Here is a 15,185-nt window from a genome sequence, read left to right as displayed (position 1 = left end):
CGATTAATTTATCGGGTAGCATGCCAACTGGTTAGTTGATCATGCCTTCTACCTTTAGCATTCTCTCCAATTCGTTTCTGACGACTTTTCCGCTTGTATTACGACCAAGCTTCTCCAAAGGAATAACGAGAATTTCTTTCGGGCATTTGTAACTGGCGAGTTGTGCGCGACAAGCTGCCAGCAAATCTTCCAATAATCCTGAATCGTGAGCTTGATCAGTTGCGATAACGGCGACGGGTACCTCTCCCCATTTCTCATCACGCGAGGACACGACTACAGCTTCCAGCACCCTGTGATCCGCGAGCAGAATCGTTTCTATTTCGACCGGATAAATGTTCTCACCGCCAGATTTTATGAGGTACTTTGCCCTGCCGTAAAAATCCAAGGATCCATCGGCGTTCTGCGTAAACAGATCTCCCATGCGAAACCAGCCATCGAAAAAATCCTTGGCGTTGGCCTTCTCGTCACCCCAGTAGCCGCTAAAGAGAGTTGGTCCTTTCACAGCCGCCTCTCCCACGTTACCCGCCGGTACATCGTTGCCTGCGTCGTCAACCAGTCGGAACGCACAGTTCGAGTTGAGCTGCTTTGAGAGCTTTTCAGGTTCAACGCCAGCCGGAATCGCGTGCCCTGAAGCAGGTGCAATACCCGTCTCTGTCGCACCAAACGTGTTGAGAAAAGGCGAATTGAGGCGAGCGCTGATCCTCGCCAGCTGTTTCTTGGGAATCAGATCCGCCATCGCGCCGACACGCTTTACGCCGACTGGCGTAACATCTTGGCAGTCAAGCGCGTCGATCAGCCGATCAATGGTCGCAGGAACCAGCAACAGCCAACCCAGTTTTTCCTTGCCGATCACCTGCGCAATGTAGTCAACGTCAAAGCCATCGGCCACAAACACCGTGCCACCGATCAGCAAAGTCGACAGACTGTGCTCGGACCCCCCCATGTGAAACATGGGGGACCAGGCGATAAACCCGTCATCACGCGTTACGTCCAGATCGGTGCGCAGCAGGTTCATTCGTGCAATCAGCGCGCGCTGGCTTATCAGTGCTGCTTTGGCGGGCCCTGTGGTGCCGCTTGTATACAAAATGAGTAGGCCGGACTCAGCATCGATTTCTGGCGGGGCCACGGCGTCCCGGCTTTTCTTCACCCAAGAATCAATGCCGACCTGCAGACAGACTGAATCCAAGGGCATGTCCTGCAGGAGTGCATCGGCGGTATCGACAAAGCGCGACGAGTACACGAGCAACGATGGCGACACCAGCTCTAGACACTGGCGGATTTCTTGCGGGGTCAGCCTCCAGTTCTGGCAGGCCACAATGGCTCCCAACCTGGCTGCTGCAAGGTGGAGCTCGATATATCCTATACAGTTCTCCGCCAAAACGGCGATTCGATCACCCTGCCGGATACCCCTGTCGAGCAAAGCTGCCGCAATCGCTGTCACGCGATCATGGGTCTGACGGTAGGTGTAGGCCTGCGTGCGATCCACCAACGAGCGCGCGTCGGGCCTGCGCGATGCCGTTTCGTTGAATATGTCGTAAAGACTAAGGGAGCCTGCCTGCCTCACCAGTGGCGTGGGGGAATATTCGTGCGTCATACGCCGGCGTCCCTGATTCCGGCCCACGCTCTGCGCAAAAAAGGTGATAACCCACCCGCAGCAACGCAACCGCCTGAGCCATCATACGCCAAACACCGCTGTTCAAGCTGCACAGCAAAGCTCCTATTCATTATATTTGTTTGCATCAAGCAATTTAATGGAGCGTACCCGATAGCAAAGGGCATGGCAACCCAGAGGCGTCGGAAAAAAGGAGTCTCGGTGACCGAGGTCCAAAGACGCGGCTCAGGAGGTGACCGAGCGCTCCTGGCGTTTCAGCATTACGCTCAAGGGCTTCAGTGCGCGCCCGATGAGCACCAGTCCTATCCCGCAGGCTGCGGTGCCAACCAGGGCCAGCGAATACCCCACCGCCTGCCGATCGGCAAAAATATAGTCAGTGCAAAAAGCAACCAAGGTCGGCCCCAAAGCCAACCCAATCACGTTCACCGTGACCACGTGAGTCCCGACCAGAACGCCGCGCATTTGGTTCGGAGTAACACTCTGGATACACGTAGCCACTAACGCCAACGGCATAGGCACAAGAAAGCTGACCACCGCAATACACATCAGGGCGCTGCCCTGCGTTGGTGCCAACGCCAGACCAATCAAGGAAGGTGCGATCAGCAGCAGAGATATCATCGCGACCCGCAGCTGGAAATCGTAGTAGCCACGGCGCAAAAGAAAATTGCCCGCCACCGGGCCTGACAACACGCCCAGCGAACCGCTGACCAGGGCGATGACACCGTACTGCGTGCCGGCTTCCACCAGGCTCATCTCCTGCACTCGCAACAAATAGGTCGGAATCCAAGCCTGCAGGCCATAGAGCACGAGGGTGACGCAGGGTATGCCCAGCATCAAGGCAGTATAAATCCGTCCGTTTGCGCGCACCCAGGAAACAATTTCACGAAGTGGAGCCGCAACTGGCGTCGCGGTCGCCAAGCCTTTCCGCGCCGGCTCGCGCACAAAAAATACAATCACAGAGAGCAGCAAACCCGGCGCGGCCACGACCATGAAGGTGGCTTGCCACGCCGCAACCGAACCCAGCAAGGGGAGCTGCAAATCGTCGTGGGCCAGCAGCGCCTCCATAACAAGGCCACCAAGTATCATGGCGATACCGGCACCGAGATAAGGCCCGGTGAGGAAGATACTGAAGGGCAGTATGCGTCGTTTGGGCGGAAAATAATCAGCCAACAGAGACCAGCTCGCGGGCGTCAGTGTCGCCTCCCCCATACCGACTCCAGCTCGCGCGATAAACAAGCCGCCAAAGCTTTTAGCTGCGCCACATGCGGCAGTCGCCAGACTCCAGAAAGCAATACCGCCAGCCAGAATCGACACCCGGCGCCGGGTGTCCACCAGACGCCCAATAGGCACACTGAGCAGTACGTAGGTGGACACGAAAGCAAACCCCTGAAGCAGGCTGACTTGCGTGTCCGTGAGATTCAGATCCTCCTGAATAGGCCCGACGAGCAGATTGAGAATCTGCCGATCAATAAACGAAAAAACAAACGCAATCGTCAGCAGCAGCGTAACGGCCCATGCTCTGCGGGCCGATGGGTAGCCGTCCTCACCAAGAGCCGCGTTGTTCAGGTCTTTTTTATTCAAGCAAGTCACCAGTCGATTCTTTATACAAGTTGTTACTCTGAGAAAGCACAGCAGATTCCACCGCAGGCCTTACCGTGAGGAATCTTCAGGCACCACCAGATAGCGGTGTATCAAGCCATCTGATAGCTCAATCCAACCCAAAAAACCCAGGCTGCGGCCGGAGGGGTCCAGCACGCTGGCGCGGAAAGCACCGCGATCGCCCTGCACGATCACTTCGTCGACCCGGTGTCTGATGCGGATGACCTGCATTTCCTTCACCCTGGTCTGCATAAACTCGAGCAATGCAGCGCGCCCGTGCAGATGATCCGTATGCCGTGAATCGTGGCCGTCGTGTGGCCAGACCTGGGTGTGCTGCCAGTGCATATCACGGGTAAAAGCGAGCACGGCGCCAGCGGGGTTGGCTGTGTCGACATTGTCGAAATACACATGCTGCAGATGAGCATGGAGCTCTTCGGGGGTCATCTAGAATACTCCTTGGCCAGCGGCGCCATTCAATTACGCGTGAACCTCAGCCCACATCGCTTCTGGGGTAAACGTCCCACCGCAGAAAAATTCCACCTGTGCAGCGCACCAAGCAGCATGCCGAACAGCACAAAAATGCGCCTCAAGCGTACAGGCACTGCGCTGACAACGGGTCATATCGACCATGCTACCGCCGTATTATGTGTTTTGGCTTGCCAGGAGAGGTAAGGTGGACTACATTCTTGCTCGCGTCAAGCAAGTTTAGCAATGCATCCGGGAGTGCCATGAACGTTAACAAAACACAGATTATGGCGATCGCTACGGACATCCTGAAGGCCATCGATACGCCGGGTGAGACGGCACTGAGGGTCGCGCAATCATTGACCCTTGCCGACGTCCGCGGCGTACCCACACACGGCGTTGGCCTGCTGCCCCTGTACTGCCAGATGGCGGCAGCGGGCGTTATCAAGGTAGGCGCCGAGCCCCAAACCAACGCTATCAGCGACAGTATGGCCTGGGTCGACGGCGGTGGCACCTTTGGCCAATTAACCGGTAGGCTCGCCGTAGATCTGGGTGTTGGGCTAATGCAGAACCATGGCATTGCCGCTGTGGGAATCGCTGACGGCACCCATCTGGGACGACTGGGAGAATGGGCCGAGCGCGCCTGCGACGCGGATGCTGCTTTCCTTGCCTTCGCCAACACCGGCGGGGGCGCACTCAACGTCGCCGGCGCAGACGGTGCCCACCGCGTGCTGGCACCAAACCCGATCGCTTTTGGTATCCCGACCTGCGGCAGCCTTGCCCAGCATGTGATTGTCGACTTTGCGACATCACAGGTGGCAGGCTCCCGTATCCGCGAGGTAGCCAACGCGGGTGGCCGTTTAAATCCGGACTGGGTGATCGCCCAGAACGGCAGCAGCACGGATGATCCGCAGTCGTTTCTGGACGGCCTCGCAGCATTGCGCCCACTGGGCGGGGCCTCTGCAGGGCACAAGGGTTTTGGTCTGATGGTGGCTGCAGAGATGCTCTCAGCACTCGCGGGGGGGCTCATGGCGGGAGAGCGCGACGCACCCTGGTTCAGCAACGGAGCATTGTTTCTCCTACTGGATATTCGCCGCTTTGTACCCCGGGAGGACTGGGGCAGGCGCGTAAAAGCGTTTGCCGAGTACGTAGACAAAAGCGGCTACCGGTTGCCCGGGACTGGCAGAAGCTCAACCGTGGAGGATCGTCTTGAGCTTGCCGAGCATACCGTTGCGGCGCTGCTGCAGCTTGCCGCTGAGCTCTCGGTAAACTCTCACGGCCTGTCTGCTCCGGTTAACAGCCGCACCGTGACGCAAAGTTGGTGACCCTGTGGGAACGGGGTTCCCGATTCCCGGCTATCTGCGTCCACCCGTTCTGCAACGCCGGAGTGCGATCAAGAATGACATGCCACACGGCAACACGCCTACCTGCTGTGTCACCACGAGTTCGAGCGGCGGCAGGCAAGAATATCCACTGCCGGAGAACCGCGTTGTCAAGAGCAGTGACGCACCAAGCGCAAAACAGGAGGCTGTAAATGCCCATTGATACTCAGCGTCTGCACCAGTTGATGGACTACGAGGCAGCGCGGGACACCCCGCCGACAAACTTTCCCGCCCTGCCGCCAATACCCTCCGCACGCTACACCGATGCGGGGTTCTACGAGCTTGAGCGGCAAGTCATGTTCCGCAAGACGTGGCTATTGGCCGGGCATCTCGACGAGATGCCTGAACCCGGCGACTTCCACCGCTGGGACATGGCGGGACTGCCGGTCGTGCTGGTACATACAGAAGATGGCAGCGTGAATGCCTTGCTCAACCGCTGCAGCCATCGGGGTGCACCGGTCGCCATGGCGAACAAGGGCAAAAAGAAGCGTTTTACCTGCCCCTATCACGGCTGGAGTTATGCCCATGACGGACAATTGCTGGCGGTGCGTGACGCGCGTGATTTTCGCGATCTCGACATGAGCGCCAGCGGCTTGCGGCGCTTGCGCTGTGAGCGCCTGGGCAAGCTGATTTTCGTTAACTTCGACCTTCACACACCAAGTCTGCGGGAGTGCCTCGGTGCACTCGTGGACGAATGGGCCGAATTTGACCTGGAAAACTGCCGCTTGTCGCGAAGAGACCGCTTCACCGTGCGATGCAACTGGAAAATTGCCATGGAGGCCAATCTGGAGGTCTACCATGTGCCCAGCATTCACGGCCGCACAGTTGCGCCAGTGCTCGATTCGCGGCGCAACGTGAATACTTTCTACCCGGGAGGGCACAGCAGGATGGTCGCACCGATTCCGGCGGGACACGCAAACCCTGCATGGCAATCCAGGTGGCCGGAAATTAGCAGCGCAGGAGAGATCGCCAGAACCTGCACGCAGTCCTACAGCGTGTTCCCGAATCTCGTCATGCCACTGAATCAGTTCGTGATTCCCCCCATCCAGTTCTGGCCAGACGGGCCTGACCAGTGCATTGTCGAAACCTGGACCATGGCACCGGATTGGGGCTCAACCGCGAAAAACGGGCCGGATATGTGGACCGAAGACGCGGGTGCGCGACCCAGCCTCGTGCTGCGTGAGGACATCGAGATGTCGGAGGCAATACAGGAGACCCTGGACGCTACCCAGTCGACCGGCATTCCGCTGAGCTACCAGGAGGCGCGAATCTACCACGCACATCAGTCGGCCGATGCGGCCATCGGACGCGAGCACATTCCGCCAGAGCTGCAAGTTCAAGCTGTTTTGAATGAAGCCTGGTGGCACCCCAATGAACCTCGCCTGGCGTGAATTCACCGCCTCGTCGAACCGATACAGCACCGAGCCTGCAAACGCATCGCGCTGCAGGTAACACAAACCGTGAGGCAAGGGACATTTCACCATGACAGACTTGAGCGCCATGTTGCAAAGAATACAAAGGCTGGAGGATCGCGAGGAAATTTACGCGCTGGTCGCACGCTATGGGCTTGTCATGGATGACCGCGACATTGCTGGCATGCCGCAGTTGTTCACGCCGGATGTGCGGGTACGCTCCCTCGATGGAGTGATGGACGCACACGGTCGAGATGAGGTGGTGGCGATGTTTCGCGGCCGTTTTGAGGTACTAGGGCCAAGCAACCACTTTACCCACGACAAGATAATCAGTTTTGGCGATGATCCCGACGTAGCAACGGGCACGGTGTTGTCGCACGCGGAAATGAACCGCAAAGGCAAGCCAATGCTCGCCGCGATCCGCTATACCGATCACTATGCCCGCCATGAGGGTGCATGGAAAATTGCAGAGCGCGTGTTTGCTTTCTTCTACTACATCGCAACCGAAGAATACCTGGATGCGCTTGGCGAGGGCAAAGACTTGCGTATGCGCGCGTACGACACACACACGGCTGCGGATATACCGGAGGGACTAGATTCTTGGAAAAGCTATTACCGTTGAGTTAACTCAAGCCGGGAAGCTATAGCGGTAAGCCACGCCAGCTATGCGCAACCGCCGGATCGGGGAGAACCTGCTTGCTCTTCTCACACACCGTCTTAACACGCGCCACCGACAGTCCTGTGTGAGCGGCAATGGCATCGACATGATGATGATCCGGCGCGCCCTCCTCCCGCGCGTCGCGCAGAAACTGCAGAATCACGCCCTCCTGAATCTTGAATTTTACCCAACGGTAGAGAACCACATGGGCGGCCACCGCGATGATCACTACCAGCGCCACAATGATCTTTGCATCCATCCCTGAACCTACCCGGTAATCAGCATCCAACACGTCGCTTCAAGCTGTGTATAGCTCATGCGACGACTCACCCCTTCGGGTCGCGCACATACATCGCCGTCCCGTTTCTCATCTCTATCTGGAACAACTCCGTGGTGCGAATCAGGTCGCTGATCTTCTTGTAGCCATAGTTGATTGAGGAAAACGAACTGTTGTTGTTGGAAATATAGCTCGCCACCATCCCCATATTGGCCCAGCCGTCATCATCCGACGCTTGCTCTACCGCCGTTCTGAGCAGCTTCACCAGCGCTGTGTCCTGGCGCAACTGCGCCCTGCCCTTCCTCGCTGGCACCTTGTCGCTTTCCGTCTTGTCGTCACCGGCGGCCAGCAGGTTCTCGATGTAGATGAAGGGCGAGCAGGAGTCGACAAAAGGCAGCGGCGTTTTCCTTTCGCCAAAACCATACACCGGAAAGCCATTCTCGAGAATGCGCAGCACCAGTGGGGTGAAGTCACTGTCGCTGGTCATGAGCGCGAAGGCATTCACATTGCCACTGTAGAGCAGGTCCATGGCATCGATAATCATCGCCGAATCAGTCGCATTCTTGCCCTTGGTATAGGCAAACTGCTGCATGGGGCGAATGGCATGAGGGTGAAGCTTTTCCGCCCAGCCGGACAGAGAGGGGCTGTTCCAGTTACCGTGGGCGTGACGCACGTTGACCGTGCCGTGTTTTGCCAGCTCCTGCAGCACACCCTCGATCGCGGTGTGACTGACGTTGTCACAGTCGATCAACAAGGCAATTCTTTTCGTTTCCTGCACACCTGATTCCTTTGTCCGCGGCCCAAGCGACGCTTTTACCGCCCGAGCGATTACCTGTATTGTGGTGGCTCAATAAAGAGTCTCTTTCAGGAGTCCTGCACATGCAAGAGTATATCCCGCCGAAACTCGACTGGGTGCGCGAACACGTTGAGCTTTACGAAGGCAGCGGTGGCACCGAAGGCACCACGCTGCTCGACACCGGCATGCCCTGCATTCTGGTCACGCATACCGGGCACAAGAGCGGCGGCATTCGCAAGATTCCTCTGATGCGCGTGGAGGTGGACGGCAACTATGTGCTGATCGGTTCCATGGGCGGTCAACCGCAGAACCCGGCCTGGGTGGCGAACCTCAGGGCCAACCCCAACGTGCAGATACGCGATAAAACAGAGGTGTTCGACATGCGCGTGCGCGAGGTGACCGACGAGGACGAGCGCGCCCGGCTGTGGGCAGCGAGCGTTGCCGCCTACCCGCCCTACGACGACTACCAGGCGAAGACGGAGCGCAAGATTCCGGTGTTCATTGCGGAACCCCGATAGGTTCCGCAGACACTTCAACCGATCGGCAAAGCGGTTCTAGTGCGGCTCAGGGCTTCTTGGCGACCCGCACGCCCTCTTTGCCCTTGGCCTCGTACATGGCTTCATCGGCGCGCGCCAGTGCGATTTCCAGCGTATCCCCTTCCTTGATAGCAGTGATACCCAGTGAAATCGACACATCCAGTGGTTTGCCGTTGTCATTGAAGCCGGCATCCAGCACCTCATTGAACGCGCTGACAGCGTAGGTCTCGGCGCCATCGATACCCGTGTCCGGCAGCAGAATCACGAACTCGTCACCGCCAAACCGGCACACCACATCGGTCACACGAGCACGGGACTGCAATATGTCCGCGACCTTGACCAACACGAGGTCACCCGCGGCGTGGCCGTAGGTATCGTTGATGTGCTTGAACTTGTTGCAGTCGACGAACACGATGGAAAGCTTCGCCGCGTTGCGCTCCCAGCGCGCGAACAATTCGGCCGCGCGCTCGTCAAAGCCGTTGCGATTGTATACGCCCGTGAGTTGGTCCTTTATCGCCAGGTCGGTTTTGTTACGGATCTCCGTGCGCAGCACTTCGGCCTCGGTTTCCAGCCGTGTCAACTGTTCGGACAGCGCATCGACTTTTTCCTGCGCCTCCCGGTGTTGCTGGCGCTCCGCGTCCACGTGCTCCGCCATGTGCTGCGAAATATTCTGCAGGGTCTCCTCGAACGCCTTGCGCATGGTTTCCAGGTCGCCACTGCGGCTGGCTGTGCCCAGCACATCCACGTCGGCCGCAACCTGTGTTTGCAGTGATTCGGACCGTTCCACAGAGCGCTCACCGCCCCGGGTGACATCCACCACCAGTTCTTCAAAGCCGCCGAGGCGCTCGCGCAGGGTGTCGAGGAAGTCGCTGGTTTGCAGGCGCTCCTGGCGAATGCGACTGTCGATACTGTCCATTTCGCGGGTGACTTCGCGCATCAGCGCCTGTGCCTGGTCTACCACGGTGATATCCGGCAGCGCGTCGCGCAGGGCCTTGCTACGCACCTGGGAGCCGTTGATGACGTCGATATGGTCCACCAACCTATGTACAAGATTGGTGAACAACTCGAGGAAATGGTCGTAGTCGGCGCTGTCGCTGGCGCGACGCTTGAACAGGCCGCGCACGCCGCCCTCGGAACGTGATTGCCGCGCCGCCACTTCTTTCAGCGCTTCGGTGGCTGATGCGAGCAGTTCACCCAATGCCTGCTGGCGCGCGCCCTGTGAAGTTTCGCCGGAAATCTTGCGCACCAGATCGGTCATCCGCTGGTGATCTTCTGTGCGCAGCGGCATGGCCTTGATGATGGAGGACAGACCGGAGAGGTCGTGTGTGGCCGGCAATGTGCTGCCGTTGTCGGGGGAATCACCGGTGACCGCCATCACCACCTTGGCCAGCTGGTCGGACGCAGCAGCCAGTTCGCGTCCATCGGCGTTGTCGTGAATCAGGCGTCTGATGCGCGCCAGAGCTTCGTCAATCGTGTCGCTGTTGCCCTCCGCCATGCGGGCCAGGCGAAGTGTAAGACGTGTAAGAGCTTCTGTGCGCTGCATACTTGTTTCCGTTCGGCGTTTCTCGTTACACGCTTTCGTCGAGCGCGATGTCCAGATAATAAACAAAAGCGAGAATCTCAGCGACTGCAATATAAAGACTTTCTGGTATTTCGTCACCTACCGGTATCTGGCAGAGCAGCTCGACCAGCTTCTGATTCTCGTACAGGGGAATATCGCGCTCGCTGGCCAGGGCGCGAATACGCTCTGCGAGAACGCCCTCACCGCTCGCTACAACGGTGGGCGCACCGATGCCGGTGTAGCGCAAGGCGGCGGCGCGCGCCGGCGGCAGGTTGTCGCGTGTATCACTCATGCGCGCACGTCCAGAGCAGAGGACGGCGCATCGGGCACATCGGATACCGTGCTCGGTGCGCGGCTGACCAACCCGGTGAGCGTCAGCCCCCGGTTCGCCAGCGCTTTCTCGAGCAGTCCACCACTCGCCTGCACCAGAGTGCGCACCGCTGGCTGCTCACTGATCACTTCCACCGCCAACTGCCCCTGCGCCAGCCGCGCCTCCACCGCCAGTGCACCAAGCCGCGGTAATTCGATATTCAGCTGCAGCCGCCAGCGCTCCTGCCCATCCGCCTCTTCGCCTTGCTGCGCTTCGCGCTCAAGCCGCAATTGCAGTTGCCTGGGTTCATCCTGCCACAGGAAAGGCAGGCTAAACACCCAGCTGCGTACGCTGCCCGTGTCGGCTGGCAACGATGCCAGTTGATTCGTGGTGATGGCGGTGAGTGCTGTTTCAAGCTCCTGGCGCAGCCCGAGCAGCGCGGCGGCATCGGTGGCGCGCGTGGGGATGGCATTGACCTGTTCAAGGCGTGCATCAACCTGCGCCAGCACCCGGGCAAGGCTGGTTTTCATGTCGGCGGGAGGCGGTGCAGCGCCTGGCGGCCTGCTCGCCGTGTGCATCAGCTGCGCCTCACTGAACGTGCCCGAGGCGGCGACGGCAGCGCGCACGCCGGCCGGGCTTGCCAACTGAGTTGCACTGCTCACCCCCCGCAACACCTGCCGCACCAGTGGCAGGCTCTCTGCCGGCAGAGTGCGCACCGCGCCTTCGGCGGGCTGCAGCAGGCTGACCACGCGTGCGAGTGCATTGACCGTCTCCACGCCCGGCGCGGCCGCACCCAGCAGACGCACATTCCCGCCGGGCTCCGCCGCCGCAGCACTGGCGGGGTTGCCGATAATGCGCAACACGGCCTGCGGCTGCAGCTGGCGCACTTCCAGCAACAAACGCGCGCCCTGCTGCACCGGAATATCCGCCGTTGCGGTAATTTGCAGCCCACCGACCCGCAGCACCAACTCTCCCGTGGGACGCTGTCCCGAAACCAGCGCCGAGAGGGTTTGCCCCACCTGCCAGTTCTTCAGCCACAGGCCAAAGTTCTTCTGGTCGGTGCGGGCGGCGGTCAGGGCCAGCTGGATTTCTTCCACGACAACGCCTTACCGTACAGAATAGCTCGAATGTAGCATGAAAGCCGGTCAGGCCGCATCGCAGGGTGCTGACGCACCACGAAGGTTGTCTGTATACTCCTGTTGCACAGCGAGCTTGGCGTTACAAACGGAATTGAGGCGGTTCGCCTCCAGAAGACCTCGGAGATACGGCTTTATGGATCTGGCAACACTGCTTGGATTGGTGGGCGCCATGGGTGTGGTGATGGCGGCGATCATCACCGGTGGCTCGCCGATCATCTTCATGAACGTCCCCTCCATTCTCATCGTGCTCGGTGGCACTGCACTCGTCGTGATGATGAAATTCACGCTCGGTCAGTTCTTCGGCGCCTTCAAGGTGGCAGCGCGGGCCTTCATGTTCAAGCTGGATGAACCTGAAGACCTCATCACACAAGTGGTTGAGCTGGCCACAATCGCCCGCAAGGAAGGCATGCTGGCGTTGGAAAACGCGGAGATCAACAACGAGTTCCTGCGCGATGGCGTGCGCATGCTGATCGACGGCAACAACCGCGAGGTGGTGAGTGCCGTCATGAGCAAGGACTTGCAGCAGACCATCGATCGCCACAAATGGGGCTCCAAGGTGTTCTCTGCCACCGGCGATGTCGCCCCGGCGATGGGCATGATCGGTACCCTCATCGGCCTGGTGCAAATGCTCTCCTCCATGGATGACCCCAAATCCATCGGCCCCGCCATGGCCGTAGCCCTGCTCACCACTCTCTATGGCGCGGTGCTCGCCAACATGGTCGCCATTCCCATTGCCGACAAACTGGACCTGCGCAAGGCCCAGGAAGGACGCATTAAAGCCATGTGCATCGACGGCGTGCTCGCGATTCAGGAAGGCCAGAACCCGCGCATTATCGAATCCATGCTGAAAGCCTACCTGGAGCCCAAGGAGCGCAACAAGGAAGCCGAAGCGGCATGATCGACTTCGAGGAAGAAGAAGAGTCCAAACCGGGCGCGCCCATGTGGATGGCGACCTTCGCCGACCTCATGTCCCTGTTGATGTGGTTCTTCGTCCTGTTGCTGTCGTTTTCCGAGATGGATGTGCAGAAGTACAAACAGATTGCCGGCTCAATGAAAAACGCCTTCGGTGTGCAACAACAGGTGAAGGTGGAGGACATCCCGAAAGGCACCAGCATCATCGCCCAGGAGTTCAGCCCCGGCAAACCGGACCCGAGCCCTGTGGATACCATCCAGCAGGTCACGGCGGACACCACCAGGCCTTCGCTGGAAGTGGGCAACCCGGACGCCCCGCCGCGCGACCTCAGCGACGATGAGGCGCGGGAAATTGTGCAGCAGGAGATTGAATCCCTGCTGCTGGAAACGCAGCAGGACGCAGACGAGTTGCGCGAGATCCTGCAGGAAGAGCTGAATACCGGCAAGGTGGACATCGAAACCAACCAGCGCTCTATTGTGGTACGCATTCGGGAAAACGGCTCTTTCCCCTCTGGATCAGCCGTACTGAACCAGGATTTTCTGCCGGTCATGGTGCGGCTGCGGGACGCGCTGGCGACCATTCCCGGCAAGATTTCCGTAGAGGGGCACACCGATGACGTGCCCATCAGCGGCGGCCAGTTCCGCTCCAACTGGGAGCTGTCAGCTACCCGCGCGCTGTCGGTCACCCATGAGTTGCTGGAAGGTGGCGTGCTCTCGGACGAGCGTATTGTGGTCGTCGGTTACGCCGACACGCGGCCCTTTACCTTCAACGATAACCCTGCCGGGCGCGCACTCAACCGCCGCGTAGAGCTGGTTATCCGCCAGGGGGCTGAAAGCGCGTCGGAGACTGGCCTGGACAGCATCCTTGAAGGCAACCCGGAAATTCTGGACATACTCGGCGTTGGTGCGGGGCGCTGAGCCGGATCACTATTGCATGCGGACCACAGACCATGACAACACCCAGCGTTGAGCGCAGAAAGTACTACCGGATAAACGATGAAATTCTGCTGCACTACCGCGTAGACGCCGGCAGCGAGGACGAGGATTCGCGTGGGGTTGGAGTTGAGCTCGCCGCAGGCGCCATACTCGCCGAGATCGACCGCGAGCTGAACCAGACTATCAATCGCGTGTGGTCGGCCGACCCCGACGTCGCGCGGGCGCTCGGCCTGCTCAATCGCAAGATCTCCGTTCTGGGCTCACTTGCCGGTGAGGCAGAAAGCAGCACGGGGCCGGTGTCCTACCAGCATATGCAGGTCAACCTGAGCGGCACGGGTATTGCCTTTGAGGCGCGCGAGCTGCTGCCGGAGAATACGGCCGTGACGATCGAGATCCGCCTGCTGCCATCGCACGCCCCCCTGCATCTCCTGGGGAAGGTTGTCGCGGCGCCAGAGCCGGTTGCCAACGGTCAGGGCTATTGGACGCGGGTAGAATTTCGCGAGGACACCGACCAGCAGGAAGAACTCATCCGCCACGTGGTGCAGAAACAGGGCATGTTACTCGCCGATAATCACTGACTAGGCGCGCTCATCGATATTTCCGCCGAGACGTTTTTTACGCTGCGAGGTTTGTGGCGCCGGCGGCGCCTCATCCTCTGCAGCGGGTTGTGCGGGTTGCTTGCGCGGCTTGTCGTCGCGCTTGACCGGGCGTATCCGCGTCAGGGGGGTAAGCCCCCGGTCGTCCACCGGCTCTACCATGGGACCTCCCGCTGACCGCAGCCCCGGGCTAGCGGGCCTGCGTTCGCTCGTCGTTAACGCCTGTGTTCAGCGCCAGCACCACCAATACCACGCGCCGGTTTTCGGCTCTTCCGGCTTCGGTCTCATTGCTTGCCGACGGATTCTGCTCCCCAAAGGCTACCGCAGAGAGGCGCGCGGGATCAATGCCGCTGCTTTCGAACAGGCGCACCACCGAGGACGCCCGCGCGGCGGACAATTCCCAATTGGAGGGAAAAAGGTCATTGCGGATGGGCACGTTGTCGGTATAGCCCTCCACGCGTACGCGGTTGGGGATGGGAGCCAGTACGCCGGCAATACGGCTCAGCACAGGCACCGCGCGCGCCAGGAGTACGCCGCTACCGCTGGGAAACAACAACGTTGAATCGATTTCCAGCTCCACCCAGGCATCGTCCACGGCTACACGCACTTGCTGGGAGGCTAGTTCGCTTTCCACCTCACCGCTCAGGGTGCCCGCCAGGGCATTGAGGTCGGCGCCGCCCTGCTCTGCCTCATCCGTGCCAGACGGCACGCGCAGCGGCACGGAAATGGAGTTCTGCGCCAGGTTCGCCGGCACCTGTTCCGCCGGCACCGAGCTGCGCACCAGCTCGCCGACCTGGATCGGATCCAATGAACGCTGGGGAGCGCCAAACGCGGTAACAATCGAGTCGGACAACACCCGGTAGCTGCCCTCATTGGCCGTGGACAGGGAGTACATCACCACGAAAAAGGCGAACAACAGGGTGATAAAGTCCGCATACGACACCAGCCAGCGGTCCTGGCTATCGGATATCTCGGGCGGACGGCGGCGGCGCAT

17 protein-coding genes are annotated in these 15,185 nt (G+C 59.7%); 7 read left to right on the top strand and 10 right to left on the bottom strand.

Annotated features, from left to right (window positions below):
* Window positions 1–31 precede the first annotated feature (31 nt).
* From G533_RS0103715 to G533_RS0103705, 3 genes are all read right to left on the bottom strand, one after another.
* Entirely contained in the window at window positions 32–1,594 is a 1,563-nt protein-coding gene (locus G533_RS0103715; RefSeq protein ID WP_027948805.1) for a class I adenylate-forming enzyme family protein, read from the bottom strand.
* Window positions 1,595–1,837: 243 nt separating this feature from the next.
* Window positions 1,838–3,193 carry a spinster family MFS transporter gene (locus G533_RS0103710; RefSeq protein WP_240472360.1) on the bottom strand — a complete coding sequence of 452 codons (1,356 nt, stop codon included), beginning with the start codon at window positions 3,191–3,193 and terminating at the stop codon, window positions 1,838–1,840.
* A 69-nt stretch (window positions 3,194–3,262) separates the two neighbouring features.
* A complete protein-coding gene (locus tag G533_RS0103705; RefSeq protein WP_027948803.1) occupies window positions 3,263–3,655 on the bottom strand; it encodes a nuclear transport factor 2 family protein in 393 nt (130 codons plus the stop codon).
* A 284-nt stretch (window positions 3,656–3,939) separates the two neighbouring features.
* Here G533_RS0103705 and G533_RS0103700 point away from each other — a divergent pair, with 284 nt between their 5' ends.
* From G533_RS0103700 to G533_RS0103690, 3 genes are all read left to right on the top strand, one after another.
* Window positions 3,940–5,001, top strand: coding sequence for an Ldh family oxidoreductase (locus tag G533_RS0103700; RefSeq protein WP_027948802.1), 1,062 nt, complete (start codon window positions 3,940–3,942; stop codon window positions 4,999–5,001).
* A 209-nt stretch (window positions 5,002–5,210) separates the two neighbouring features.
* Complete coding sequence (locus G533_RS0103695) at window positions 5,211–6,449, top strand: aromatic ring-hydroxylating oxygenase subunit alpha (RefSeq protein ID WP_027948801.1); 1,239 nt, start codon at window positions 5,211–5,213, stop codon at window positions 6,447–6,449.
* A 91-nt stretch (window positions 6,450–6,540) separates the two neighbouring features.
* Window positions 6,541–7,092, top strand: coding sequence for a nuclear transport factor 2 family protein (locus G533_RS0103690; protein ID WP_027948800.1), 552 nt, complete (start codon window positions 6,541–6,543; stop codon window positions 7,090–7,092).
* Between the two features lie 19 nt (window positions 7,093–7,111).
* Here G533_RS0103690 and G533_RS0103685 read toward each other — a convergent pair whose 3' ends face one another.
* Together G533_RS0103685 and G533_RS0103680 are read right to left on the bottom strand one after the other, a co-directional pair.
* On the bottom strand, window positions 7,112–7,387 hold the full coding sequence (locus G533_RS0103685; RefSeq protein WP_027948799.1) for a hypothetical protein: 276 nt from the start codon (window positions 7,385–7,387) through the stop codon (window positions 7,112–7,114).
* 67 nt (window positions 7,388–7,454) lie between these two features.
* Entirely contained in the window at window positions 7,455–8,183 is a 729-nt protein-coding gene (locus tag G533_RS0103680) for an NYN domain-containing protein (protein ID WP_027948798.1), read from the bottom strand.
* Between the two features lie 101 nt (window positions 8,184–8,284).
* Between G533_RS0103680 and G533_RS0103675 the strand changes: the two genes are divergently transcribed.
* Window positions 8,285–8,719, top strand: a complete 435-nt coding sequence (locus G533_RS0103675; RefSeq protein ID WP_027948797.1) for a nitroreductase family deazaflavin-dependent oxidoreductase — start codon at window positions 8,285–8,287, stop codon at window positions 8,717–8,719.
* Window positions 8,720–8,765: 46 nt separating this feature from the next.
* Here the strand turns inward: G533_RS0103675 and G533_RS0103670 are convergent, their stop codons facing one another.
* From G533_RS0103670 to fliK, 3 genes are read right to left on the bottom strand one after another with little or no spacing between them, the layout of a single operon-like run.
* Window positions 8,766–10,280 carry a GGDEF domain-containing protein gene (locus tag G533_RS0103670; RefSeq protein WP_027948796.1) on the bottom strand — a complete coding sequence of 505 codons (1,515 nt, stop codon included), beginning with the start codon at window positions 10,278–10,280 and terminating at the stop codon, window positions 8,766–8,768.
* Between the two features lie 25 nt (window positions 10,281–10,305).
* The gene (locus tag G533_RS0103665) at window positions 10,306–10,590 is read right to left on the bottom strand and encodes an EscU/YscU/HrcU family type III secretion system export apparatus switch protein (protein WP_027948795.1); all 285 of its coding nucleotides are present in this window, start codon (window positions 10,588–10,590) and stop codon (window positions 10,306–10,308) included.
* Complete coding sequence (gene fliK / locus G533_RS0103660; RefSeq protein WP_027948794.1) at window positions 10,587–11,705, bottom strand: flagellar hook-length control protein FliK; 1,119 nt, start codon at window positions 11,703–11,705, stop codon at window positions 10,587–10,589. Before fliK ends, G533_RS0103665 begins: the two co-directional genes overlap by 4 nt.
* A gap of 175 nt (window positions 11,706–11,880) precedes the next feature.
* On the opposite strand from fliK, the gene pomA reads away from it, so the two are divergent.
* Genes pomA through G533_RS0103645 form a run of 3 tightly spaced genes read left to right on the top strand, consistent with a single transcriptional unit; the run spans window position 11,881 to window position 14,173 of the window.
* A complete protein-coding gene (gene pomA, locus G533_RS0103655; protein ID WP_027948793.1) occupies window positions 11,881–12,645 on the top strand; it encodes a flagellar motor protein PomA in 765 nt (254 codons plus the stop codon).
* Window positions 12,642–13,577 (top strand): flagellar motor protein MotB, encoded by a 936-nt coding sequence (locus tag G533_RS0103650; protein ID WP_027948792.1) that lies wholly within the window; start codon window positions 12,642–12,644, stop codon window positions 13,575–13,577. Before pomA ends, G533_RS0103650 begins: the two co-directional genes overlap by 4 nt.
* Before the next feature lie 32 nt (window positions 13,578–13,609).
* Complete coding sequence (locus G533_RS0103645) at window positions 13,610–14,173, top strand: PilZ domain-containing protein (RefSeq protein WP_027948791.1); 564 nt, start codon at window positions 13,610–13,612, stop codon at window positions 14,171–14,173.
* Here the strand turns inward: G533_RS0103645 and G533_RS0103640 are convergent, their stop codons facing one another.
* Window positions 14,174–14,353, bottom strand: coding sequence for a hypothetical protein (locus G533_RS0103640; RefSeq protein WP_027948790.1), 180 nt, complete (start codon window positions 14,351–14,353; stop codon window positions 14,174–14,176). It abuts the gene before it with no gap.
* A 28-nt stretch (window positions 14,354–14,381) separates the two neighbouring features.
* Window positions 14,382–15,185 carry a flagellar motor protein MotD gene (gene motD, locus G533_RS20395; protein ID WP_035526291.1) on the bottom strand — a complete coding sequence of 268 codons (804 nt, stop codon included), beginning with the start codon at window positions 15,183–15,185 and terminating at the stop codon, window positions 14,382–14,384.

The organism is Haliea salexigens DSM 19537 (assembly GCF_000423125.1).
GTDB classification, from domain to species: Bacteria; Pseudomonadota; Gammaproteobacteria; order Pseudomonadales; family Halieaceae; genus Haliea; species Haliea salexigens.
The sequence above is the reverse complement of the archived record's forward strand: the minus strand, read 5'-3'. Positions and strand labels throughout refer to the sequence as shown.